At 63.7% G+C, this 24,984-nt stretch carries 19 protein-coding genes and 1 tRNA gene; 8 read left to right on the forward strand and 12 right to left on the reverse strand.

Going from position 1 to position 24,984, the window contains the following annotated elements; genetic code table 11:
• Positions 1–219 precede the first annotated feature (219 nt).
• The 4 genes from GWQ44_RS08575 to GWQ44_RS08590 all read left to right on the forward strand — a co-directional run bounded on the left by GWQ44_RS08575 (position 220) and on the right by GWQ44_RS08590 (position 7,390).
• Positions 220–2,025: a phenylacyl-CoA dehydrogenase gene (locus GWQ44_RS08575; RefSeq protein WP_199009629.1), complete on the forward strand. Its 1,806-nt coding sequence runs from the start codon at positions 220–222 to the stop codon at positions 2,023–2,025.
• Between the two features lie 220 nt (positions 2,026–2,245).
• On the forward strand, positions 2,246–3,538 hold the full coding sequence (locus GWQ44_RS08580) for a GGDEF domain-containing protein (RefSeq protein WP_016964618.1): 1,293 nt from the start codon (positions 2,246–2,248) through the stop codon (positions 3,536–3,538).
• A 91-nt stretch (positions 3,539–3,629) separates the two neighbouring features.
• Complete coding sequence (locus GWQ44_RS08585) at positions 3,630–5,426, forward strand: acyl-CoA dehydrogenase C-terminal domain-containing protein (RefSeq protein ID WP_199009628.1); 1,797 nt, start codon at positions 3,630–3,632, stop codon at positions 5,424–5,426.
• 185 nt (positions 5,427–5,611) lie between these two features.
• Entirely contained in the window at positions 5,612–7,390 is a 1,779-nt protein-coding gene (locus tag GWQ44_RS08590) for an acyl-CoA dehydrogenase C-terminal domain-containing protein (protein WP_275927040.1), read from the forward strand.
• A gap of 237 nt (positions 7,391–7,627) precedes the next feature.
• Here GWQ44_RS08590 and GWQ44_RS08595 read toward each other — a convergent pair whose 3' ends face one another.
• Entirely contained in the window at positions 7,628–8,557 is a 930-nt protein-coding gene (locus tag GWQ44_RS08595) for a LysR family transcriptional regulator (RefSeq protein WP_016964621.1), read from the reverse strand.
• 102 nt (positions 8,558–8,659) lie between these two features.
• Here GWQ44_RS08595 and GWQ44_RS08600 point away from each other — a divergent pair, with 102 nt between their 5' ends.
• The 3 genes from GWQ44_RS08600 to GWQ44_RS08610 all read left to right on the forward strand — a co-directional run bounded on the left by GWQ44_RS08600 (position 8,660) and on the right by GWQ44_RS08610 (position 11,101).
• The gene (locus GWQ44_RS08600) at positions 8,660–9,358 is read left to right on the forward strand and encodes an MOSC domain-containing protein (RefSeq protein ID WP_047306374.1); all 699 of its coding nucleotides are present in this window, start codon (positions 8,660–8,662) and stop codon (positions 9,356–9,358) included.
• Positions 9,355–10,638 (forward strand): aminotransferase class III-fold pyridoxal phosphate-dependent enzyme, encoded by a 1,284-nt coding sequence (locus GWQ44_RS08605; protein ID WP_103741683.1) that lies wholly within the window; start codon positions 9,355–9,357, stop codon positions 10,636–10,638. The genes GWQ44_RS08600 and GWQ44_RS08605 overlap by 4 nt, the downstream gene beginning before the upstream one ends.
• Positions 10,639–10,942: 304 nt before the next feature.
• Positions 10,943–11,101, forward strand: coding sequence for a YqaE/Pmp3 family membrane protein (locus GWQ44_RS08610; RefSeq protein ID WP_011063854.1), 159 nt, complete (start codon positions 10,943–10,945; stop codon positions 11,099–11,101).
• 41 nt (positions 11,102–11,142) lie between these two features.
• Here the strand turns inward: GWQ44_RS08610 and GWQ44_RS08615 are convergent, their stop codons facing one another.
• From GWQ44_RS08615 to GWQ44_RS08660, 10 genes are all read right to left on the reverse strand, one after another.
• Positions 11,143–12,975 carry a S9 family peptidase gene (locus GWQ44_RS08615; RefSeq protein WP_275927041.1) on the reverse strand — a complete coding sequence of 611 codons (1,833 nt, stop codon included), beginning with the start codon at positions 12,973–12,975 and terminating at the stop codon, positions 11,143–11,145.
• Positions 12,941–14,107: a pyrroloquinoline quinone biosynthesis protein PqqE gene (gene pqqE, locus GWQ44_RS08620; protein WP_275927042.1), complete on the reverse strand. Its 1,167-nt coding sequence runs from the start codon at positions 14,105–14,107 to the stop codon at positions 12,941–12,943. Before pqqE ends, GWQ44_RS08615 begins: the two co-directional genes overlap by 35 nt.
• Entirely contained in the window at positions 14,079–14,354 is a 276-nt protein-coding gene (gene pqqD / locus GWQ44_RS08625; protein WP_016964625.1) for a pyrroloquinoline quinone biosynthesis peptide chaperone PqqD, read from the reverse strand. The genes pqqE and pqqD overlap by 29 nt, the downstream gene beginning before the upstream one ends.
• Positions 14,351–15,103, reverse strand: coding sequence for a pyrroloquinoline-quinone synthase PqqC (gene pqqC / locus GWQ44_RS08630; protein WP_047306370.1), 753 nt, complete (start codon positions 15,101–15,103; stop codon positions 14,351–14,353). The genes pqqD and pqqC overlap by 4 nt, the downstream gene beginning before the upstream one ends.
• Before the next feature lie 74 nt (positions 15,104–15,177).
• Positions 15,178–16,089, reverse strand: a complete 912-nt coding sequence (gene pqqB / locus GWQ44_RS08635) for a pyrroloquinoline quinone biosynthesis protein PqqB (protein WP_016962699.1) — start codon at positions 16,087–16,089, stop codon at positions 15,178–15,180.
• Positions 16,090–16,192: 103 nt separating this feature from the next.
• Complete coding sequence (gene pqqA, locus GWQ44_RS08640) at positions 16,193–16,267, reverse strand: pyrroloquinoline quinone precursor peptide PqqA (RefSeq protein ID WP_003194766.1); 75 nt, start codon at positions 16,265–16,267, stop codon at positions 16,193–16,195.
• A 156-nt stretch (positions 16,268–16,423) separates the two neighbouring features.
• A complete protein-coding gene (pqqF, locus tag GWQ44_RS08645) occupies positions 16,424–18,886 on the reverse strand; it encodes a pyrroloquinoline quinone biosynthesis protein PqqF (protein WP_275927043.1) in 2,463 nt (820 codons plus the stop codon).
• A gap of 48 nt (positions 18,887–18,934) precedes the next feature.
• Positions 18,935–19,729: a carbon-nitrogen hydrolase family protein gene (locus tag GWQ44_RS08650; RefSeq protein WP_016967963.1), complete on the reverse strand. Its 795-nt coding sequence runs from the start codon at positions 19,727–19,729 to the stop codon at positions 18,935–18,937.
• Between the two features lie 99 nt (positions 19,730–19,828).
• On the reverse strand, positions 19,829–21,511 hold the full coding sequence (locus GWQ44_RS08655; RefSeq protein WP_016967961.1) for an NAD(P)/FAD-dependent oxidoreductase: 1,683 nt from the start codon (positions 21,509–21,511) through the stop codon (positions 19,829–19,831).
• 175 nt (positions 21,512–21,686) lie between these two features.
• On the reverse strand, positions 21,687–22,148 hold the full coding sequence (locus GWQ44_RS08660) for an Lrp/AsnC family transcriptional regulator (protein WP_011063845.1): 462 nt from the start codon (positions 22,146–22,148) through the stop codon (positions 21,687–21,689).
• 204 nt (positions 22,149–22,352) lie between these two features.
• Between GWQ44_RS08660 and GWQ44_RS08665 the strand changes: the two genes are divergently transcribed.
• Positions 22,353–24,728, forward strand: coding sequence for a glucose/quinate/shikimate family membrane-bound PQQ-dependent dehydrogenase (locus GWQ44_RS08665; protein ID WP_275927044.1), 2,376 nt, complete (start codon positions 22,353–22,355; stop codon positions 24,726–24,728).
• A gap of 175 nt (positions 24,729–24,903) precedes the next feature.
• On the opposite strand, the gene GWQ44_RS08670 is transcribed toward GWQ44_RS08665, so the two are convergent.
• Positions 24,904–24,980, reverse strand: a tRNA-Ile gene (locus GWQ44_RS08670).
• Positions 24,981–24,984 lie beyond the last annotated feature (4 nt).

The following is a 24,984-nucleotide window of genomic DNA, read 5'->3' on the forward strand; positions in this document are numbered from 1 at the left end:
ATTTCCTTGTGTAACTGATCGCCGGTGAACCGGCTCCTACACTTCACGGCATGGCTGTGGGTATTGGCCTGCGCGTGCATTTTGTTTCGATGACGAAAGGCATCGGAGCGACGCTTGACAAGATTTGGGCCTAAACGTATGTTTCAAACACCTGTTTGACCGCTATAAAAAATCAACGCGGTTGTTCATTCCCGGTTACATCAGCAGAGGTTTATCGCTATGCCTGACTACAAGGCCCCCTTGCGTGATATTCGCTTCGTTCGTGACGAACTGCTCGGCTATGAGGCGCACTATCAGAGCCTCCCGGCTTGCCAGGACGCCACTCCGGACATGGTTGACGCCATTCTTGAGGAAGGTGCGAAGTTTTGTGAGCAGGTGCTGGCTCCGCTGAACCGTGTGGGCGACCTGGAAGGTTGCACCTGGAGTGAATCCGGCGTTAAGACCCCGACCGGCTTCAAGGAAGCCTACAAGCAGTTCGTTGAAGGCGGCTGGCCAAGCCTGGCTCATGACGTCGCGCACGGTGGTCAGGGTCTGCCTGAATCCCTGGGCCTGGCGATCAGCGAAATGGTCGGCGAAGCCAACTGGTCGTGGGGCATGTACCCAGGCCTGTCCCATGGCGCGATGAACACCATTTCCGAGCACGGCACCCCTGAGCAGCAAGAGGCTTACCTGACCAAGCTGGTGTCGGGCGAATGGACCGGCACCATGTGCCTGACCGAGCCGCACTGCGGCACCGATCTGGGCATGCTGCGGACCAAGGCCGAACCTCAGGCTGATGGTTCCTACAAGGTCACCGGCACCAAGATCTTCATCTCCGCCGGTGAACACGACATGGCCGACAACATCGTCCATATCGTCCTGGCTCGCCTGCCGGACGCACCTGCCGGCACCAAAGGCATTTCGCTGTTCATCGTGCCCAAGTTCCTGCCTAACGCCGACGGCAGTGTCGGCCAGCGCAACGCGGTCAACTGTGGTTCCCTGGAACACAAGATGGGCATCCACGGTAACGCCACCTGCGTGATGAACTTCGACGCGGCCACCGGCTTCCTGATCGGCCCGGCGAACAAAGGCCTGAACTGCATGTTCACCTTTATGAATACCGCGCGTCTGGGCACCGCTCTGCAGGGCCTGGCCCACGCCGAGATCGGCTTCCAGGGTGGCCTGAAATACGCTCGCGACCGTCTGCAAATGCGCTCCCTGACTGGCCCGAAAGCGCCGGACAAGGCCGCCGACCCGATCATCGTGCACCCTGATGTGCGTCGCATGCTGCTGACCATGAAAGCCTTCGCCGAGGGCAACCGGGCGATGGTCTACTTCACCGCCAAGCAGGTGGACATCGTCAAGTACGGCGTGGATGAAGAAGAGAAGAAGAAAGCCGATGCACTGCTGGCTTTCATGACTCCGATCGCTAAGGCATTCATGACCGAAGTCGGCTTCGAATCCGCCAACCACGGTGTGCAGATCTACGGTGGCCACGGTTTCATCGCCGAGTGGGGCATGGAGCAGAACGTTCGCGACAGCCGGATCTCGATGCTGTACGAAGGCACCACCGGTATCCAGGCGCTGGACCTGCTGGGCCGTAAAGTGCTGATGACTCAGGGCGAGGCGCTCAAGGGCTTCACCAAGATCGTCCACAAGTTCTGCCAGAACAACGAAGGCAACGAGGCGGTGCAGGAATTCGTTGCACCGCTGGCGGCACTGAACAAGGAGTGGGGCGAGCTGACCATGAAAGTGGGCATGGCCGCGATGAAGGACCGTGAAGAAGTCGGTGCTGCTTCGGTGGACTACCTGATGTACTCCGGTTACGCCTGCCTGGCCTACTTCTGGGCCGACATGGCGCGCCTGGCGGCTGAAAAACTGGCAGCCGGCACCACCGAAGAGGCGTTCTACACCGCCAAGCTGCAGACTGCGCGCTTCTACTTCCAGCGCATCCTGCCGCGTACCCGCACTCACGTTGCCAGCATGCTGTCGGGTGCCAACAACCTGATGGACATGAAGGAAGAGGACTTCGGCCTGGCTTACTGAGCCTGACTGAACGCTCTTGCCAAGCCGCTCGCCCTTCGGGTCGAGCGGCTTTTTTGTGCCCGTAGCATCTTCATGAAAATTCCCGACTAAATCGCTAAGCAGAAGCGATTTCCTGCCGTTAAAGAGATGGCAATGTGATGCCTGTCACAGCAAGTGTGCTCAACTTCAGTAAACGAAGGCACAATGCCATCTATTGATCAGCCGGGTCGGAGTTTTACCCTTGCCGCGTTCTTCCGCTGTACGTTTCAGTCACTTTCTACCGTCTTTACTGCTTTTGCTTGCGGGGCTGGCGGCCGCCTACGTCAAGGACCTCAACGTCTTCTTCACTTCGCTGTTCAACGTGCTGCCGACCCTGGTGCTGTTGCTCGGCGGGGCCTATTGCGCGGTGTATCGTCGTCAGCGCGAACTGTTCCTGATGGTCACGGTGTACATCGCCTATTTCCTGCTGGATACCCAGACCGACTTCTATCGGGATAACGGCCGGGTCCGCGAAGATGCGGCGGTGGTGTTTCATCTGTGCTGTCTGCTGTTGCCCTTGCTGTTTGGCCTGTTCGCCGCCTGGCAGGAGCGCACCCACCTGTTTCAGGACATGGTGGCGCGCTTTGCCGTGCTGCTGGCGTTTGGCAGCGTGGCCCTGGGCCTGGAGCAGAGTTATCCGCAGGCCTTGCTGAACTGGCTGGCGGAGATTCGCTGGCCGGCGTTGCACGGCAGCTGGATGAGCCTGATCCAGTTGTCGTATCCGGTGTTCTTCGCCGCCTTCCTGTTGTTGGCGATCCAGTATTGGCGCAGTCCGCGACCGCTGCACGCCGCGCAGCTGGTGGGGTTGCTGGGGCTGTTCTGGATGCTGCCCAAGACCTTCATCCTTCCGTTCACCCTGAACATCATGTGCAGCCAGGTGATGCTGATGATCGCCGCGGCGGTGGCCCATGAGGCCTACCAGATGGCCTTTCGCGATGAACTTACGGGGCTGCCTGGGCGCCGGGCCCTCAATGAGCGGATGCAGCGCCTGGGCCGCAACTATGTGCTGGCCATGACCGACGTCGATCACTTCAAGAAATTCAACGACACCCACGGTCACGATGTGGGCGACCAGGTGCTGCGTCTGGTGGCCAGCAAACTGTCGAAAGTCACCGGCGGCGGGCGGGCCTATCGCTATGGCGGGGAAGAGTTCGCCGTGGTGTTCGCCGGCAAGACCCTGGATGAGTGCATGCCGCACCTGGAGATGATTCGCGAGATCATCGCCACCTACAACATTCAGTTGCGCAACCAGGACAACCGTCCCCAGGATGACCAACAGGGGCGCCAGCGCCGTGGCGCTGCGGGAGCATCCAGTGTTTCGGTGACCATCAGTATCGGCGTCGCCGAGCGGCTGATGGAGCACCGGACCCCCGAGGAAGTGCTCAAGGCCGCCGACCAGGCGCTCTACAGCGCCAAGGGCGCGGGGCGCAACTGCGTCATGGCGTTCGGGCAGAACCGTCGCGGTGCGGTGCGCATGGACGCTGCTGCGGGTTGAGTGATGATGGCGCATTCAGCGTCTGCACAGTCATTGGCAGGCTGAGGGCGACGGCAGTAGGTTGGAGCGATCTGCTGCCGGAGAAACCACCATGCCCGAGTATCAAGCTCCCCTGCGTGACATGCGCTTTCTGATCGATCACGTCTTTGACTTTCATGCCGGTTACGCCGCGCTGGGGGCCAGCGATGCCAGTCCGGACATGGTCAGCGCGATTCTTGAGGAAGGGGCGAAGTTCTGCGAGAACGTCCTGGCCCCGCTGAATCGCTCCGGTGACGAGGAAGGCTGTCATTTTGCCAATGGCGTAGTGACCACTCCCAAGGGCTTCAAGCAGGCCTTCGCGCAATACGTCGAAGGCGGCTGGCATGGCCTGGCCGCCGATCCGGCCTATGGCGGCCAGGGACTGCCCCAGTCCCTGGGACTGGTCATCAGCGAAATGGTGGGGTCCAGCAACACCTCCTGGGGCATGTACCCGGGGCTGACCCATGGCGCCATGTCGGCGATTCATGCCCATGGCAGCCCTGAACAGAAGCAGCTGTATCTGCGCAAGCTCACCGCCGGGCAATGGACCGGCACCATGTGCCTGACCGAAGCCCATTGCGGTACGGACCTGGGCCTCATCAAAACCCGTGCGGTGCCCCAGGCCGACGGCAGCTATGCGGTGTCGGGGAGCAAGATTTTCATCTCCGCCGGCGAGCACGACATGAGTGACAACATCATCCATCTGGTGCTGGCCAAACTGCCGGACGCACCGGCCGGGACCAAGGGCATTTCCCTGTTCATCGTGCCCAAGTTCCTGCCGGATGCGGCAGGTGAGGCCGGCGAGCGCAATGCAGTGAGTTGCGGCTCCATCGAGCACAAGATGGGGATCAAGGCCTCGGCCACGTGCGTATTGAACTTTGACGGCGCCAGGGGCTTTCTGATCGGCGAGGCCAACAAGGGCCTCAATTGCATGTTCACCATGATGAACCATGCGCGCCTGGGCACCGGGATGCAGGGCTTGTGCCTGGGGGAAGCCAGCTTCCAGGGCGCGGTCCGCTATGCCAACGATCGTTTGCAGATGCGCTCCTTGAGCGGGCCCAAGTCCCCGGACAAGGCGGCGGATCCGATCATCGTCCACCCGGATGTACGGCGCATGCTGTTGACCATGAAAGCCCTCAACGAGGGCAACCGTGCCCTGGCCTATTTCACCGCCCAGTTGCTGGACGTGGCCCACCTGGGCGCCGATCCGGCCCAGCGCCAGGACGCCGAGAACCTCCTGGCGTTCCTGACCCCGATCTGCAAGGCCTTCATGACCGAGACCGGCCTTGAGGTGACCAACCACGGCATGCAGGTGTTTGGCGGTCACGGCTACATTCGTGAGTGGGGCATGGAGCAACTGGTGCGCGATTGTCGTATCGCCCTGATCTACGAGGGCACCAACGGCATCCAGGCTCTGGACTTGCTGGGCCGCAAGGTGCTGGGCAGCCAGGGCAAGCTGTTGCTGGGGTTTACCAGGATCGTGCACAAGTTCTGTGGGGCACATGCCGAGCATCCCCAGCTCAAGGCCTACATCGCGCAACTGGATGGCTTGAACCGTCAGTGGGGCGAGTTGACCACCAGGGTCGGCATGGCCGCGCTGAAGAACCCGGACGAAGTGGGGGCCGCGGCCCTGGATTACCTGATGTACAGCGGTTACATCGTCCTGGCCTATCTCTGGCTGCGCATGGCCCTGGCGGCTCAGCAACAGCTCGATGCCGGGCAGGGGGACAGCGATTTTGCCGGCGCCAAGCTGGCGACCTGTGAGTTCTACTTCAAGCGCTTGTTGCCGCGTACCGCGGCGCATCTGGCGGCGATCGAAGCCGGCAGTGATTGCCTGATGCAACTCCCGGCGCGCTGGTTCGCTCTGTAAATAGCCGCGATGCCCGGATGAAGCCCGCTGCGTGCGGGCTTTGTCTTGCCTGGGTATGGCTGTGACTAAAAATAACAATAAAGTCACGAGTTGACCCTATGTGTCGCAAAAGTTGTTCGGTTACACTCGGCTTTTCGTCAATGGGCCCGATGCGGTCCGCTTGTTTAGATCCTGCGAGGTTTGCCATGGCTGACTACAAAGCGCCCCTGCGCGATATGCGCTTCGTCCTCAATGAAGTTTTCGAGGTCGCCAAACTCTGGGCCCAGTTACCGGCATTGGCTGAGACAGTGGATGCCGAGACTGTCGAGGCGATTCTGGAGGAAGCGGGCAAGGTTACCGCCCGCAGCATCGCTCCGCTGAGTCGCGCTGGCGACGAGGAAGGCTGTCACTGGAACGACACCGTGGTCACCACTCCCCAAGGATTCACCCAGGCTTATCAGACCTATGCCGAGGGCGGTTGGGTCGGCGTGGGAGGGGATCCTGAGTTCGGCGGCATGGGCATGCCCAAGGCGGTGTCTGCCCAGGTCGAGGAAATGGTCAACTCCGCGAGCCTGGCCTTTGGCCTGTACCCGATGCTCACGGCGGGCGCCTGCCTGTCGATCCATGCCCACGCCAGCGAAGAGCTGAAAGCCACTTACCTGCCGAACATGTACGCCGGTGTCTGGGCCGGTTCCATGTGCCTGACCGAGCCCCATGCCGGCACCGACCTGGGCATCATCCGCACCAAGGCCGAACCTCGGGCCGACGGTTCCTACGCCATCAGCGGGACCAAGATCTTCATCACCGGCGGTGAACACGACCTGACGGAAAACATCATCCACCTGGTGCTGGCCAAGCTGCCGGATGCGCCGGCCGGTCCCAAGGGGATCTCCCTGTTCCTGGTGCCCAAGTTCCTGGTCAACGCCGATGGCAGCCTGGGCGAGCGCAACCCGGTGAGCTGCGGCTCCATCGAGCACAAGATGGGCATCCAGGCTTCGGCCACCTGCGTGATGAACTTCGACCAGGCCATCGGTTACCTGGTGGGCGAGCCGAACAAGGGCCTGGCGGCGATGTTCACCATGATGAACTACGAGCGCCTGGGGGTGGGTATCCAGGGGCTGGCCACCGGTGAGCGCTCCTATCAGAACGCTGTTGAGTACGCCCGTGACCGCCTGCAGAGCCGTGCGCCTACCGGCCCGCAAGCCAAGGACAAGGTCGCCGATCCGATCATCGTGCATCCGGACGTGCGGCGCATGCTGCTGACCATGAAGGCCGCCAACGAAGGCGGTCGAGCCTTCTCCACCTACGTGGCGATGCAACTGGATACCGCCAAGTTCAGCGAAGACGCCGAAACCCGCAAGCGCGCGGAAAGCCTGGTGGCCTTGCTGACCCCCGTGGCCAAGGCGTTCCTGACCGACCTGGGTCTGGAAACCACGGTGCATGGCCAGCAAATCTTTGGCGGGCACGGCTACATTCGCGAATGGGGCCAGGAACAACTGGTGCGCGATGTGCGGATCACCCAGATCTACGAAGGCACCAATGGCATCCAGGCCCTGGACCTGGTGGGGCGCAAGATCGTGGGCAGCGGCGGGGCGTTCTACCGCCTGTTCGCCGATGAGATTCGCCATTTCACCGCGACGGCCGATGGGCAACTGGCAGAGTTCACCCGGCCGTTGAATGCCGCTCTGGACAACCTGGATGAGCTGACCGCCTGGCTGCTGGATCGAGCGATCAGCAACCCGAACGAAATCGGCGCGGCGTCAGTGGAATACCTGCAGGTGTTTGGCTACACGGCTTACGCCTACATGTGGGCGTTGATGGCCAAGGCGGCGCTGGGCAAAGAGCAGGAAGAGGAGTTCTATGCCAGCAAACTGGGGACCGCGCGCTTCTACTTCGCACGCCTGCTGCCGCGTATTGACTCCCTGACCGCCTCGGTGAAAGCGGGCAGCGAATCGCTGTTCCTGTTGCCGGCTGAGCAGTTTTAACTGGCAAGGGGCTTTGTAAGTAATCTCTTACATAACGTGCTGCTGATCGTCCATATCGGTAGATGACGGCGGAGGCTAATCTACTTCACATGGACGTCGCGCAGGAAGCGCAAAGCAACAACACGGACACGTAGGATTCCGCCAGGATGGTGGAGTGAAAAGGATGTCAGGGAAACAGTCTGCAAAACCCCGCTTCGGCGGGGTTTTCTTTTGCCCGGCTTTTTTGTTCCGGCGAATTCAGCCCAGGATATCCGGCACCACAGCAGCGCCCAGGCGTCCGTCGTGGGCACTCATCGAGTCTTCCAGCAAGGTGCGCAGCAATTCCAGCGTGCCTTGTTGACGCTGCAGATCGCGACAGACCAATCCGACTCTCAACGGCACCCTGGGTTCGCTCAAGGGCTTCCACAGCAGCTCGCTATTGCTGTGCTGCTGTTGCGAACGCCCCGGCAGCACGGTGGCCAATTGGGTGTGGGGCAGGCTGTCGAGGATGCCGGCCATATTGTTCAGCTCCGCCTGCACCTGCGGGCGCCGTCCCAGATTGGCCAGTTGTGCCTGCCAGATCTGACGCACCTGAAACTCCTCTCCCAGCAGCAACATCGGCAGTTCCGCTGCCTGGCTCATGGATACCTTCTTGAATTCGCGCAGCGGGTGTTGCGCGGGGATGACCAGTGTCAGCTCGTCTTCATAGAGTGGAACGCCATGCAGGCCGGGCTGGCGTGGTGGCAGGTAGCTGATGCCGATATCCAGCGAGCCATTGAGCAAGCGCCGTTCGATCTCCAGGCCCGTCAGCTCGTAGATCTGCACCACCAGATGGGGTTGGGCCTTGCGCACCCGTTCGAGCATCTGCGGCACCAGGCTGGTGTGCACCGTTTGCAGTACGCCGATAGCCAGGGTGCGCAGGGCCTGGCCCTTGAAGTTGCGCAAGGCTTCGCGGGCCTGTTGCAGGCCGTCGAGCAGGGGCAGGGCATGATTGTAGAGGGTGTGGGCGGCCAGGGTCGGCAAGAGGCGCTTGCTGCTGCGTTCAAACAGGCTGACGTCGAGGTTCTGCTCCAGTTGGCGAATCTGCTGGGACAGTGCCGGTTGCGAGATCGACAGGCGCTCGGCAGCACGGCCCACGTGGCCTTCTTCATACACCGCGACGAAATAACGCAGTTGCTTAAAATCCATAAGTATTTCTTATCGAAAAAGCTTAAAAATCGAAATGGCCCGAAGCCCGCGAGGCGCCTAGTCTAGCGCCTATTCACAAGGCTTACAGGGCCAAGAAGCACGATGAATACCGTTTACGTCGATGGTGTTTACATAGGCAAGGCAAAAAATCTCGGCCAGGGTCTGGTCATCGATACCGACAAGCACCCGGTTGCAAACCGTCTCTGGTTATGGCCACAAGGCCTGGGCAGCGATGAACAGGGTGATCCGCGCTTTCATACCGGTCCTGAACGGGCCCTGCATCACTATCCCGCCGAGCATTACGCCCATTGGCGCAAACGTTATCCACAGTTCGATTGGTCGGCCCCGGCCTTTGGCGAAAATCTCTCGAGCCGCGGCCTGACCGAAGAGCAGGTGTGCCTGGGGGACCTGTTCCGCTGGGGCGGTGCGTTGTTGCAGGTCAGTCAGCCCCGTTCACCCTGCTACCGCCTGAGCCAGCGCTGGGGACTGGTCAATCTGCCTCGGCAAGCCCAGGACAATGGCCGTTGTGGCTGGTTCTACCGGGTGCTCAAACCCGGCTTCGTCCAGGCGGACGAACCCTTCGAACTGATCCAGCGCAGCTATCCCGGCCTGACCGTGGCCTGGGCCCTGCGCAGCTTTTTCCTGGAGCCCCTGGAGCCTGCCGGTCTGAAAACCCTGATTGATTGCCCCGCGCTGTCCTCGCGCTGGCGCGATATCGCCATCAAGCGCCTGCGCACCGGCCGGGTCGAGGACTGGTCCGCGCGCCTGTTGGGGCTGCCCCTGGAGGGCTTGCGGGCATGAATCTGTTCAATCTGCGCCGTACCCCGCCCAGTCTGGAGGATCTGGCCGTCGAGCCGTGCCTGGCTGCCGCGGACGATGGCTGTGCCAGTGAGTGCCTGATGCCCAGCGTGCAACGCCCCCAGCCGGTGTTCGTCCGTGGCCAGGGTTCCTGGCTATGGGACAGCCAGGACCGCACCTACCTTGACTTCACCCAGGCCGCCGCCGCCAACAGCCTGGGTCATAGCCCCTCGGCCGTGGTCAATGCCCTGGCCGCTCAGGCCCAGTCGCTGATCAACCCCGGTTCGGGTTTCTACAACCGCGGCATGCTCAAGCTGGCCGATCGCCTGTGCCGCAGCACCGGCAGCGACCAGGCCTATCTGTTGAGCAGCGGCAGCGAGGCCTGCGAGGCCGCGATCAAGCTGGCACGCAAATGGGGGCAACTGCACCGCGGCGGCGCGGCCGGCATCATCACCGCCAGTCGCAGTTGCCATGGTCGTGGTTTTGCCGCGCTGTCGGCGGCCGGGCATGGCGCCTCGGGCAATCGCTTCGAGCCGCAACTGCCGGGCTTCAGCCAGGTGCCGTTCAATGACCTGCCGGCTTTGCATGCGGCAGTGGATGCGCAAACCGTGGCCATCCTGCTAGAGCCGATCCAGGGCGAGGCCGGGGTCATTCCAGCCACTGAACACTACCTCAAGGGGGTCGAGCGGCTGTGTCGTGAGCTGGGCATCCTGTTGATTCTCGATGAGGTGCAGACCGGTATCGGCCGCTGCGGCACGCTGCTGGCCGAACAGTTGTATGGCGTGCGCGCCGACATCATTGCCTTGGGCAAGGGCCTGGGCGGCGGCGTGCCGCTGGCGGCGCTGCTGGCGCGGGGCAAGGCCTGCTGTTTCGAACCGGGGGAACTGGACGGCACGCATCACGGCAATGCGCTGATGACCTCGGCCGGCCTGGCGGTGCTGGACAGCCTGCAGGAACACGGTTTTCTGCAGCAGGTGCGCACCCATGGACAGTACCTGGGGCAGGGGCTGACTCGTCTGGCGAACCGTTATGCACAAGGCGAGGTGCGCGGGCATGGACTGCTCTGGGGCATGAGCCTGGCCGACGCGTCGGCTGAGGCGGTGGTCAAGGCGGCGTTGCACGAAGGTCTGTTGCTCAGTGCCACGCAAGCGGACTGTCTGCGCTTCACTCCGGCCCTGAGTGTCAGCAAGGGCAATATCGATGAAATGCTGCTGCGCCTGGCCCGGGCGTTCTCCCGGGTGCGCACCGCGCAACTGCAATGCCGCAAGGGGGTGGTGGTCTGATATTCAGACCTATCCTGCGCGATTCACCGAGGTTGGCTGCCGCGCGCTGGCGACCTTACGTTGACTGAATTCCTGAACCGTCTCGCGGTATAACGCATCGCCCCGTGTCCGATTTTTCGCACGGGGCGTTTTTTTGCCTGGGTACTTTTCACCACCCGTTGTCGCCCTTGAACCTCCGGTCGATTGCCGGCTCGGAACGAATGCGCCCTCTGGGCCGGGCGGCGATTGTTCTGAACCCTGGCCGGTGGCCGGGGTCGATTGCAGGCAAGGCTCAACCGAGCCGATTTCCAACAGGAGCTGCCCTATGGACTTGATCCGCATCATCTTCGCCATTCTCTTGCCGCCCCTGGGGGTGTTTCTGCAAGTGGGCTTTGGCGGCGCTTTCTGGCTGAACATTCTGCTGACCCTGTGTGGATACATCCCCGGTATCGTCCACGCGGTCTACATCATCGCCAAACGCTGATGCTCCAGCCCGCCCGTTCCGTTGGCACGGGCGGGCCTTGTTCAAGTCTGCGCTTGCAGCACCTTCTGATAGAAGCGCCATTCCTGTTCCAGGGCGTGGGCCTGATTGTCCGCCTTGCGAAAGCCGTGGCGCTCATCCGGGTAGTAGTGCGCCTCGGCGGCAATGCCCTGGTCCTTGAGGGCCTTGAGCATTTCGCGGGTTTGTTGCGGCACCACCACGGCGTCCAGTTCGCCCTGGAAAAACACCACCGGGACACGGATATCGCTGGCGTGCAGCAGCGGCGTGCGAGCCAGATAACGCTGCTGGTCCTGCTGCGGATCGCCGATCAGCCAGTCCAGATAGTCACCTTCGAACTTGTGAGTGGCACGGGTCAGGGCAATCGGATCGCTGACGCCGTACAGGCTGGCGCCGGCACAGAACACCTTGGCGAACGCCAGGGCGCAGAGGGTGGTGTAGCCCCCCGCACTGCCACCCCGGATGAACGCCTGCCGTGGATCGATCAGCCCTTGCTGTTCCAGGTAGGACACCACCGCGCAGGCATCTTCCACATCCACTTCGCCCCAGCGCAGGTGCAGGGCCTGGCGATAGGCCCGGCCATAGCCGCTGCTGCCCCGGTAGTTCAGATCGGCCACGGCGAAGCCGCGCTGGGTCCAGAACTGGATGCGCGGATCGAGTATCGGATAGCAGGCGGAGGTCGGGCCTCCGTGGATGAACACCACCAGCGGCGGTCGGTTGACCCCGTTCATGGCCGGGTAGAAGAAACCGTGGGCCTGGCCGTCGCCGCTGGGGTAGCACAGGGTTTGCGGGCGGCTGATGCGTTCCGCCGGCAACGGCGCCATGCCTCCGGCCAAGACCTGTACCTGTCGGGTTTCACGCTCGATGGCAATCACGGCCGAGGGGCTGACGGGGGAGGCGGCGATGCAATACAGGTAGCGCTGATCCAGCGTCAGGCCGCGAAAGCGACTGTAGTCGCCACTGAAGTCCTGTTGCGCACCGTCGGCGTGGCGCAGGCCGAGCCGGCCGAAGCCGTTCTCGGTCCAGCTGCCGAACCAGGCGTCACCGCCCAGGGGCATCCAGGTGCTGCAGCCCAGCTGCCAGGGCGCTGGAGCGTGATCGGCCGCGGCACAGGGCAGCGGGCGCAAGCCGTGGCCGGACTCGGCCCAGGGTTGCCAGAAACCCTGGCGATCGGTGAGGCAATAGAGCTGGTTGTGTTGATCGAAGCGCGGTTGCTGCAGGGACTCCGGCTCGCCGTCTCCGGCCACGCAGCGCGGCTCACCCCAGGTGCCGTTGCCGCGACGTTCGGCGAGCATCAGGCGAGTGCAGGTCCAGGGCTGATGGGGGCGATCCCACTCGATCCAGGCCAGGCGTTGGCCGTTGGCGCTCAAGGTCGGAGCGGCATAGAAGTCGGCCCCGGCGGCGAGCAGTTGCCGACGCCCGTCGTGCAGGTCGATGGCCACCAGCCGGTGCTCGTCGGCGCATTCTTCCACCGCCAGGACCTGATCGGCGTGAGCCTGCAGATCTCCGTAGCGGCAGTCGCCCTGGGTCAGGGCTTCTGGCGCGCCGCCCGCCAGGGGCTGGCGATACAGTTGCTGGTCCGCGTCATTGACGAACACCAGGTGTTCGCCGCTGAGGCAGAAGGCGCCGCCGCCATATTCGTAGACCCGGCTGCGGGCGCTGAAACCCGCCGGGGTCAGGCAACGGGCCTGGCCTTGCTGCCAATGCCAGATCCGGCAACTGGCGTCTATGGGACGGTATTCATTCCAGAACAGGCCGTGGGGCGTGAGTTGCAGCTCGGCGAAATCGGTTCCGGCGGCGGTGGCCTGGTTGGCGCTGAAGGGCTCAACCCTTGGCGATGAGGCGTGAGTTTCGTTCATTGCGAAAGGCCAGTTGCTCAATGGTTTGGGTGGCGGTTTCGGATTCTTCGCGGGCCTTGAGAATCATCCCGTGGTGTTCCGATTTGCTGCACACCGGGTCGGCATTGCTGGCATCCCCCGTGAGCATGAAGGCCTGGCAGCGGCAGCCGCCGAAGTCCTTTTCCTTCTCGTCGCAGGAGCGGCACGGCTCGGGCATCCAGTCGTAGCCGCGGTAGCGGTTGAAACCGAAGGAGTCGTACCAGATGTGCTGCATGCTGTGGTCGCGCACATTGGGGAACTGCACCGGCATCTGCCGCGCGCCGTGGCAGGGCAGGGCGGTGCCATCCGGAGTGACGGTGAGGAAGATACTGCCCCAGCCGTTCATGCAGGCCTTGGGGCGTTCTTCGTAGTAGTCCGGAGTGACGAAAATCAGCTTGCAGGGATGCCCTTGGGCTTCCAGCTTGGCGCGGTATTCGTTGGTGATGCGTTCCGCGCGCACCAGTTGCTCCTTGGTCGGCAGCAGGCCGACGCGGTTGAGCTGGGCCCAGCCGTAGAACTGGCAGGTGGCGAGCTCGACGAAGTCGGCTTCCAGGGCGATGCACAGCTCGATGATGCGGTCGATTTTGTCGATGTTGTGCCGGTGGGTGACGAAGTTCAGCACCATCGGGTAACCGTGGGCCTTGACCGCGCGAGCCATCTCCAGCTTCTGCGCGAAGGCTTTCTTCGAGCCGGCCAGCAGGTTGTTCACCTGCTCGTCGCTGGCCTGGAAGCTGATCTGGATATGGTCCAGGCCGGCTTTCTTGAAGTCGCTGATCTTCTGCTCGGTGAGGCCGATGCCGGAGGTGATCAGGTTGGTGTAGAAGCCCAGCTTGCGGGCCTCGCCGATCAGTTCGGCGAGGTCCTGGCGCACCAGCGGTTCACCGCCGGAAAAGCCCAATTGCGCGGCGCCCATCTCCCGCGCTTCGCGAAACACCTTGATCCATTGCTCGGTGCTCAGCTCCTGGCCCTGCTCGGCGAAATCCAGGGGATTGGAGCAGTAGGGGCATTGCAGCGGGCAGCGGTAAGTCAGCTCGGCCAGCAACCACAGCGGCAGGCCGACTGGCGGTTTGTCGGGCACGGCGGCTTCAGCCGAGTTCGATCCAGTGCTGGGCACGGGCGACCTCCATGAACTGCTCGATATCGTCACCGAGCTCGGCCACTCCGGGGAACTGCACCTGAAGCTCCTGGATGATCGCCGCCACGTCACGCTCGCCGTCGATCAGGCCGCCGATCAACGCGGCACTGTCGTTGAGCTTGATCATGCCTTCCGGGTACAGCAGCACGTGGCCCTTTTGCGCCGGTTCGTACTGGAAGCGGTAGCCGGGGCGCCAGCGTGGGGTTTTGCTGCGGTCGAAACTCATAGAGGGATCCCTTTATGCCAGACCCGCTGATCGGTAACGCTGTGATAAGGCGGGCGGTTCAGTTCATAGGCCATGCTCATGGCGTCGAGCATGCTCCAAAGGATGTCCAGTTTGAACTGGAGAATTTCCAGCATGCGTTCCTGGCCGGCACGGGTGGTGTAGTGCTGCAGGGTGATGGCCAGGCCGTGTTCCACATCGCGCCGGGCCTGACCCAGGCGGGTGCGGAAATACTCGTAGCCGGTCGGGTCGATCCACGGGTAATGCTGGGGCCAGCTGTCCAGGCGCGACTGGTGGATCTGCGGGGCGAACAATTCGGTCAGCGAGCTGCTGGCGGCTTCCTGCCAACTGGCGCGGCGGGCGAAGTTGACGTAGGCGTCCACGGCGAAGCGCACGCCGGGCAGTACCAGTTCTTGTGAACGCAACTGGTCCGGGTCCAGGCCCACGGCCTGACCCAGGCGCAGCCAGGCTTCGATGCCGCCGTCTTCGCCGGGGGCGCCGTCGTGGTCCAGCAGGCGCTGGATCCACTCGCGGCGAACTTCCCGGTCCGGGCAGTTGGCGAGGATCGCCGCATCCTTCATGGGGATGTTCACCTGGTAGTAGAAGCGGTTGGCGACCCAGCCCTGGATCTGTTCGCGGCTTGCCCGGCCTTCATACATCGCCACGTGATAGGGGTGATGGATGTGGTAATAGGCGCCCTTGGCGCGCAGTGCCTGCTCGAACTCGGCAGGGGACAGGGGGGTGTCGGTCATGTGTGTTCTCCGGGGGGCTGTCCTTTGGCGGGCAAGCCCGCTCCTACGCAAAGCGAGCTTGTCGGCGATCGGGCCTACAGCTCAATACTCATTCCGTCGTAAGCCACTTCCACCTTTCGACGTACCAGTTCGGCACGTTCGGCGGAGTCTTCGTCGAGGATCGGGTTGGTGTTGTTGATGTGGATCAGCACCTTGCGCTGGCGGGGCAGTTGTTCCAGCACTTCGAGCATGCCGCCAGGGCCGTTCTGCGCCAGGTGGCCCATTTCCCGGCCGGTGCGGGTGCCGACGCCACGGCGTTGCATTTCATCGTCTTCCCACAGGGTGCCGTCCACCAGCAGCACGTCGCTGGCGGCCATGATCTCCAGCAGTGGCGCATCGACTTTGCCCAGGCCCGGGGCATAGAAGAGTTTGCCGCCGCTGCGCAGGTCTTCGACGATCAGGCCGATGTTGTCTCCCGGGTGCGGATCGAAACGGTGCGGTGAATAGGGCGGCGCGGCGCTGCGCAGGGGCAGGGGGGTGAAACGCAGGTTGGGGCAGGCGGGGATGCTGAAGCTCTGGTCCAGCTCGATGCGGTTCCAGTTCAGGCCGCCGTTCCAGTGGCTGAGCATCTTGAACAGCGGGAAACCGGTGCTCAGGTCTTCGTGGACCATGTCGGTGCACCAGACCTGATGCGGGCAGCCTTCGCGCAGGCTGAGCAGGCCGGTGGTGTGATCGATCTGGCTGTCCATGAGGACGATGGCGCCAATCCCGGTATCGCGCAGGGCACGGCCCGGTTGCATGGGGGCGAAGCTCTGCAGTTGGGCGCGGATGTCCGGCGAGGCGTTGCACAGTACCCAGTTCACCCCGTCATCGGAAATCGCGATGGACGATTGGGTGCGGGCCTGGGCTCGCAGGCTGCCGTCGCGAAACCCCGCGCAGTTCACGCAGTTGCAGTTCCACTGCGGAAAACCACCGCCGGCGGCGGAACCTAGAATCTGGACAAACATGGACACTCCCGGGGTGACGACGTGAACAAGGTGGGCAACTGAAAATAAAAACGCCCCGGACGGGCCGAGGCGTTGCGCTGCGTGTTTCGGCCAGAGGCAGAAATCAGCGGCTGGCGAAGTACATGGTGACTTCGAAGCCGATACGCAGGTCGGTGTAAGCAGGTTTGGACCAAGTCATAAAAATGCTCCTTTGAGGTGGGTGGGACGGGTACTGCCTATACATATAGTCCACCTCCGGTGGGAGATGTTCAGATGCTTAGGGGGCTATCTTACTAAATTCCCGCAAAAGGTTGCCTGCAATTCTGAAGAAAGCTCATTGCAGCGCCGGTAATGATCATTGTGCCGCTTGCCAAGGGGCTCCCGGGCAGGGCCCGTTGGCCAGCACTGTCCAGCCGCCGCTCGCTGCCTGCAGGGCCCTGGCGGCCTGAATGACGGCGTCGGGGGTGAGGGCCAGGATGCTGGCGTGCAGTTGCGTCAGGTAATCCGACGGATGGCCGGCTAGTTTCGCCTGCCAGAGCAGTTCAGCGGCTTGCTCCAGGGGCAGGAGCGAGGCTTGGAACTGTTGAGCCAGCGCCTGTCGCTGCTCGTGCCAGAGCGGTTCGCCGAGGGTTTGCAGATGCTCCGGCAGCTGCTGGAGGAACTGTTCCAGGTGCTGAAGTATGTCGCTGAGCGTCGCGCTGGGCGATTGCACGCCGAACAGCAGGCCGGTCTGGCCGTTGCGCTGGCGCACGGCGCTGAACACCGCATAGCCCAACTGCAACTCCACCCGCAGGCGCTGATAGAAGGGCGTCTGGCAGAGTTGGCCCAGCAGGCGCCAGGCCGCTTCATCGGCCAGTTCGGCCCCGGGCGTCGGGCAGAACAGCAACAGCGCCTGTTCGCCGGCGTCCCCGGGCAGACTCCACCAGCGGCGCCCGGTCTCGGGGGCCGGCGGCTGGCAGAGCCCGGCATCCGCGGTGCCCGGCATCCGCTGCAGCACTCGACCGAGGGCCTCTTGCAGGCTTGTGGACAACCCCAGGGCCAGGCCATCCCAGCGGGCGTCGGTCCACAGTGCTTGCAGATCCGCTGCGGGTGCGGTGCCGGCGTCGCTGGCTCGTGGCTGCTCGCTGAAGGCCTTGAGCAACCGGCGGATGGGTATTGACTGTGCCTCGTCCCGGGCGGCTGGGTTGTCCTGCCAGAACGCGTCGGCGGGCTGGCTCAGTTGTTTCAGGGCTTGTTGCAGCACCGCGGGCAGGGGTTGCAGCAGGCCGCTGAGGGACAGCAACCAGTCTTCGCCCGCGCGGGTGAAGCTCACTTGCACGCCGGCCTGGGCGGCGTCGCTGCGCAGGGGCGCGAGGCTGTGCAGCAGCCGTTCGTGCAAGCCGGTCGGAGCGGGCGAGGCCAGGCGCCAACGCAGCATCAGCGCTCCTTCATGACCCCCTGCGGGCAGGGCCTGGCTCAGCTGCAGTGCCGAGGTTTCTCGGCGGCTTCGCGAGCGATCCTGGGCGAAGCTGCGCAGCCCGCGGTGTGCGCTGGTCTGTCCCCGAATCAGTCCCGCCCGCGGCGCCTCGGCGGGGCTGCGCAGGAACGGGTTGGCCGCTGGCAGGCGCCATTCGCTGCTGAAGTTATCCACAACCTGGGGCTGCAACTGCGCGAGCACCGCCTTGAGCGCCACGAGTCCTTGGGCATCCAGCTCTCCGACGGTCTGCCGGCTGTCCCGCTGGGCCAGTGCCAGAGCACGGGCGACCTGCAATGGACGTTGTTGCAGCAAGGCATATTCCTCCCGCAGCTCGGGCCAATCGTCCTGGGCCCTGAAGAAGCCCAGCCAGTCCCCGAGCAGCTCGTCGACTTGGGCCGTGGCCGTCGCGGCCGTTGTGTTGAGGTTCACCTGCAGGTGCAGCAAGGCTTGTCCGGCAAACTCATAGAGCGTCTGCGCTTGCAGGCTCTGGGCCAGTTGGCGCTGCTGAAGCTCGGCAAGCAGGCCTCCCGGCTTGGCCGACTGCAGCCAGGTACAGAGAAAATCCAGCGCAGGCGCTGCGCCCTCGGGCAGTTGTTCGAAGGCGAACAGCAGGTCCAGGCGTTGCGCCTCGAACTGTTGATAACGGTGGCTGCCACTCGGCAACAGCGCGGTAGGTCGGTGCTGCTCAAGATGCTGGCCCTGGGCCAGAGTCGCGCCGTAGCGTTCGGCCAGGGCGCGGAGCTCTTCCAGAGGCTGGGGGCCGACCAGGCTCAGGGTCATTTGTCCGGCCTGGTAGAACGCGCGATGAAACTGCTGCAGCGCTTGCTGGAAACCGCGGCTGGCCAGGTTCAGGCTGTAACGGTTGCCAGCATGGAAGGCCCGCAGCGGATGAGCGGCGCACAGCCCGTCGAACAGCGCGAACTGACGCTGCGCCGCCCCATCCCGGGACCAGGCGATAAATTCCGCGTGCAGCACCTCCCGCTCCCGGCGCTGGTCCTCAAGGTCCAGCCGCGGGTGGGCGAGCATGTCGCACAGTCGCTCCAGGCCACCGGCCAAGGCGCTGGGCGGCAGCTCGAAGAAGAACTCAGTCGCGCGTTCACAGGTCTTGGCATTGAGCTGTCCGCCCTGGCCCCGCACATAGGCCATCAGCCCCTGTCCGGCGGGAAAGCGCTCGGTGCCGAGAAACAGCAGGTGCTCCAGAAAATGCGCCAGCCCCGGCCAGGCCGCTGGCGCATCGTGGCTGCCGGCGCAGACCCGCAGTGCGGCGGCGCAACGTTTCAGGTGCGGGGCATGACGCAGGGACACCCGCAGGCCGTTGGTCAGGGTTTGCAAGGGGGGCAGGGGGTGGTTCAGCGCGGGCATGAGCACTTCCAGAACAGAGAAGCGCCCATGCTAGCGGATATGGGCGGATCAGCGCTTGCTCAGGTCGTCGTACAGCTCGGGGCGACGATCGGCCAGGTAGCGGTTCAGTGCCTGGGATTCGTTCATCAATTGGCGGTCCAGGGTGCCGATGATCAGGGCCTCGTCCAGCCCGGCCAGGGCGATCCGGCTGCCGTCGGGGGCGGCGATCGAGCTTTGCCCGCAATAGCGGATCTGCTCTTCCCGGCCACAGTAGTTGGCGTAGGCCACGTAGCACTGGTTCTCGAAGGCCCGGGCGCGAATCGTCACATCGGCGACGAAGTCGTAGGGAATCATGTTCGCCGTCGGCACCAGGATCAGCTCGGCGCCCGCCAGGGCCAGGCGTCGGGCATTCTCCGGGAATTCGATGTCGTAGCAGATCAGGAAGCCGAGCTTCCAGCCGTTGAGCTCCACCAGCGGGAAGTCATCCGCACCGGCGCTGAACATCGAGTGATCGAGGTCGCCGAACAGGTGGGTCTTGCGGTAGTTGCACAAGCGCTGGCCCTGGGCGTCGATCAACTGCACGGCGTTGTAGATCTGGCCGTCGCTGCCGCGTTCCGGGTAGCCGTAGAGGATTGCCGTGCCCGCTGCCTGGGCGATGGCGGCGATACGCTGGGCCGAGGGGCCGTCCTGGGCCTCGGCCAGGGCGCTGACCGCCTCGAGGCCGATGTTGTAGCCGCTGAGAAACATCTCCGGCAGCACCAGCAGATCGGCATCCGTGGCCTCCATGGCCACCCGGTGCAGGCGTTGCAGATTACCGGCCACATCCAGTGGCGCGGGCGGGCACTGGTACAAGGCGACATGCATGGTCTTCACTCCTCTGACTGGCTGGCCGGCCACTGTAGCGGCTGGCGCGGGCGGCGATAAGCCCCCGCCCGGAGCTTGCCGCCTGGCGTGGCCCGTTGCTCAATCGGCCAGGGCAATCGGCCCGATCTCATGGAACACGTCGCCCGGTCCCGGGTTCTCGGGATGGGTGGCGCCGCCGAAGTGCTTCATGATTCCCCACACGGCGTTGAGCGAGGTCTGCACCGCGCCCTCGACCCAGGCCGGGGTCCAGGACACATCATCGCCGGCGATGAAGATGCCGCGCTGCTCGGCCGGCATGTCGTCCTGCATGAAGTGCGCATACATGCGCTGGTTGTAGCGGTAGTGGCCCGGCAGCGCGCCCTTGAAGGCACCGAGGAAGTGCGGATCGGCTTCCCAGGACACGGTGATCGGATCGCCGATGATGCGGCTGGCGATATCCACCTTGGGGTAGATCTTCTTCAATGCGTCCAGGGCCAGCTTCACGCGTTTTTCCACCGGTTGCGGGAGCATCTTCAGGGCGTCGCTCATCCACGAGTAGGACAGGCAGATCACCCCCGGCTTGTCGTCGCCGTTGTCGAACAGGTAGGTGCCACGGGTCAGGCGGTCGGTGAGGGTCATGCTCATCAGGTCGCGGCCGGTTTCCGGGTCCTTGTCCTTCCAGAATGGCCGGTCGACCATGACGAAGGTCTTCGACGACTGCATGTAGCGGGTACGGTCCAGGGCCATCCACATCTTCTGCGAGAACAGTGACTCTTCGCATTCGATCTGGGTGGTCAGCAGCCAGCTCTGGCAGGTGGTCAGTACCGCCGCGTATTCCCGGGTATCGCCCCAGTTGTCGGTGACGCTGAAGCGGCCGTCGGCAGCCCGGGCAATGCGCTTGACCCCGGTGCGTGGCGCGCCATGGTGCAGCGAGCTGAGGCTGGTGCCGGCCGGCCAGTGGGCGCAACGCTCCGGCACGTGGCGCCAGATGCCCAGGGGCACCTGCTCGACGCCGCCGACCACCAGGTGCTGGTGATCGTCGCAGTTGGTCATCACTACGCGGAAGATTTCCAGCATCGAGTTGGGGAAGTCAGAGTCCCAGCCGCCGGTGCCGAAGCCGACCTGGCCGAACACTTCGCGATGGTGGAAGGACAGCTTGGCGAAGGCTTTCGAGGTGGCGACGAAGTCGTAGAAGGTGCGGTCGTCCCAGAGTGGCACCAGGGTGTTCCACAGCTCCTTGAGGCGCGGCACGTCGCGATCGCGAATGGCTTGCTGGATCTCGCTGAAGCGCGAGCCGTCCTCCAGGGCGTCGGCCCAGGCGTCGGCGACTTCCTGGAACAAGGCCGGCAGGTCGGCGAGTTTCTGGGCGTAGTGGGTCTGGCCTTCGAGATCGATGACCGTGCTGCCCGACGCCGGGGTCAGCGGGTTGGGGAAGGGCTTGGTCTCAAGGCCGAGCTTGTCGACGTAGTGATAGAAGGCCGTGGACGACACCGGAAAGCGCATGCCGCCCAGCTCGGCGATGATTCCTTCGGCGCCTTCGAAGGCCTGGGAGCGCAGGCGGCCACCCATTTTCGACGCTTCATAGACCACCGGCTTGAGGCCCAGCTTCATCAACTCATAGGCAGCCACCAGCCCGGCGATACCGGCGCCGACGATGGCCACTTCGGTGCCGTGCTGGGCTTGGGGGATGCTGCCCAGGCCGGCGGGATGCTCGATCCAGTCGTCGAAGGCGAAAGGAAAATCCGGGCCGAAGATAGTGATCGGCTTTTTACCGTCTGCAGGATGGCGATTGTTCTTGTTCATGGCTGACCTTGGCGGGCGGCTCAGCAGAGCGCTGAGTATAGGAAAAGATGGCAGCCATTCTAGAGAGGGAGAAACACGTAAATAAGACGCAAACTGTCGTCGTTATGCATTGTTATTTATCAATCTGACGAATATATGATTCAGATTGATGATGGAACACTTCGGCTGCGCTGCTTCAGAGCGCATGCCCGCGATCGATCTTGCTGCTGAGGATGATCGAGGTGGTGGTCTTTTCCACGCCGTCGACGCTGCCGATCTGGTCCAGCAGTTGGTCGAGCTGTTCCGGCGAGTCGGTGCGCAGCCAGGCCACGTAATCGAACTCCCCGCTCACCGCGCACAGTTGCTGGACCTGAGCCATGCCACTCAGGCGGCGCAATACTTCCTTGCCGGAGCGCGGCTGGACCTTGATCCCCACATACGCCTGCAAGCCGCCGTCGACCACCCTCTGGCCCAGGCGCACGCCATAGCCGGTGATGACCCGGGTCTTTTCCAGGCGCGCCAGGCGCGAAGTCACGGTGGTGCGGGCGATCCCCAACTGCCGGGCGAGCATGGCCACGCTTTCGCGGGCATTGATCTGCAGGGCGGCGATCAGCTGACGGTCGACTTCATCAAGAACGGGAGGGCGGCTATCGGACAAGGGGGGCTCCAGCACGGCTATCGAGGGAGCGCACATGTTACAGCCTCGCGCCAGCCCTGGCTGCTGGCCCCGGCGGTTGCCTGGATCGGGGCTACGCTCAACCAGTCAGAAGTTTTTTGAAACAAATGACCTGCGACAAGTTGTCATAAGTAACTGGTTAGTACATTCTCGCGGCCTGGTTTTAAAGATGGCTGAGGTTTGACGATGAAAAACACTGGGGCTGCCGCAGGCAGCAAATGGCTGCTCGGGGGACTGGGCATTCTGATTGCCTTGATCGGGCTCGGTCTGGCGGGGGGCGGTGGCTATCTCCTGAGCCTGGGAGGCAGCGCCTATTTCCTGTTGATGGGCCTGGCGATGCTGGTGTCCGGCGTGCTGATCGCCCGGGTGGATCCCCGTGGCGCAAGGCTGTACGGCGTGGCCCTGGTGCTGACCGCGATCTGGGCGGTCTGGGACGCGGGCCTGGAATACTGGCCGCTGGTTTCGCGGGTGCTGACCTTTGCCGTGATCGGCCTGGTGGTGGCGCTGATCTACCCGACCCTGGTGCGTGCCTCCGGTGCCCGCCCCGGGCGTGGGGCCTATGGGCTGGCGGGGCTGCTGGGGGTTGGCGTCGTGGCGACCCTGGCCTACATGTTCGTGCCGACCCACCTGGTCAAGGCGGACAAGGTGCCGGCGATCCAGCCCGTGGCACCGGGCACTGAACAGAAAGACTGGGCCCACTGGGGCAACACCACGGCGGGCAACCGCTTTGCCGCCCTGGACCAGATCAACAAGGGCAATATCGGCCAACTGCAAGTGGCCTGGACCTTCCGCACCGGCGACCTGCCCGAAAGCAACGGCGCTGGCGCCGAAGACCAGAACACCCCGCTGCAGATCGGCGATACCGTCTACACCTGCACCGCCTACGGCAAGGTGTTCGCCCTGGACGCCGACACCGGCGCCGAACGCTGGAAGTTCGACCCGCAAGGCTACGCGCCTAACTGGCAGCGCTGCCGTGGCTTGGGCTATTTCGACGCCTCGGCGGCCCCGGTCAGCCAGTCCTCGACGCCTGCCGCCGCCCCTGCGGCTTGCACCAGGCGCCTGTTCCTGCCGACCGGCGATGCCCGCCTGATTGCGCTCGATGCTGAAACCGGCAAGCCCTGTGAAGACTTCGGCCACCAGGGCACGGTTGATCTGAAAACCGACATGGGCGAGATCAAGCCGGGCTATTACCAGCAGACTTCGACGCCCCTGGTAGCGGGCAGCGTGGTCATCGTCGGCGGCCGGGTGGCGGATAACTTCTCCACGGGCGAACCGCCGGGCGTGGTGCGCGCCTTCGATGTGCGCAGTGGCGAACTGATGTGGGCCTGGGACCCGGGCAATCCGGCCACCACCAAGCGTCCACCCGCGGGGCAAACCTATACCCGTGGCACCCCGAACGTCTGGTCGGCGATGTCCTATGACGCCAAGCTGGGCCTGGTGTACCTGCCCACCGGCAACGCCACGCCGGATTTCTTCGGCGGTCAGCGCAGCGAGTTCGATGACCAGTGGAGCTCCTCGGTTGTCGCCCTCGACGTGAAGACCGGTCAGGTGCGCTGGCACTTCCAGACCACCCACCACGACCTCTGGGATTTCGACCTGCCGGCACAGCCGCTGCTGTATGACATTCCGGACGACAAGGGCGGCGTGCAACCGGCGTTGGCCCAGGTCACCAAACAGGGCGAGATCTTCCTGCTCAACCGCGAGACCGGCCAGCCGATTGCCCGGGTCGAAGAGCGTCCGGTGCCTCAGGGCAATGTCCCGGGTGAGCGTTATTCGCCAACCCAGCCGTTCTCGGTGGAAATGCCGTCGATCGGCAACCAGACGTTGACCGAGTCCGACATGTGGGGCGCGACCCCGTTCGATCAGCTGATGTGCCGCATCCAGTTCAAGGGCATGCGCCATGAGGGCGTGTACACCCCGCCTGGCCTGGATCACGCACTGCAGTTCCCCGGCTCCCTGGGTGGCATGAACTGGGGCAGCGTGTCGGTGGATCCGACCAGCCACTACATGTTCGTCAACGACATGCGCCTGGGCCTGGCCAACTACATGATCCCCCGGGATCAGATTGGCGCCGGTGCCAGCGGCATCGAAATGGGCGTGGTGCCCCAGGACGGCACGCCGTTCGGTGCCATGCGTCAGCGCTTCCTCTCGGCGGCCGGTATTCCTTGTCAGAAACCGCCGTTCGGCACGATGTCGGCCATCGACCTGAAGACCCGCAAACTGATGTGGCAGGTGCCGGTGGGCACCGTGCAGGACACCGGCCCGCTGGGGATTCGCATGCACCTGCCAATCCCGATTGGCATGCCGACTCTGGGCGCGTCCCTGGCGACCCAATCCGGCCTGCTGTTCTTCGCTGGCACCCAGGACTTCTACCTGCGGGCGTTCGATACCGGCAACGGTAATGAAATCTGGAAAGCGCGCCTGCCCGTGGGTAGCCAGTCGGGCCCGATGACCTATGTCTCGCCCAAGACGGGCCGCCAGTACATCCTGCTCACCGCAGGCGGTGCGCGGCAGTCGCCGGATCGCGGCGACTATGTGATCGCCTACGCGCTGCCCAAGTAGAAGCAGCGTTTCGACAGCCTGAAAGAGCCGCGCAATGCGCGGCTTTTTCATGGTCGCGCGCCAGGCGTTGCGACTTTGAGCGGGCCTGAAACAGACCGTGTGAAGCGGGGCCTACCCGGCTCCCTGGCAAAACTTGCGGGCACAAAAAAGCCGCGACATGGCGCGGCTTTGAAGATGGTGGGCCCACACGGACTTGAACCGTGGACCAAAGGATTATGAGTCCTCTGCTCTAACCAACTGAGCTATAGGCCCTCAG

This window comes from Pseudomonas sp. 3MA1 (genome assembly GCF_029237275.1).
In the GTDB taxonomy this organism is placed as follows: domain Bacteria; phylum Pseudomonadota; class Gammaproteobacteria; order Pseudomonadales; family Pseudomonadaceae; genus Aquipseudomonas; species Aquipseudomonas fluorescens_AP.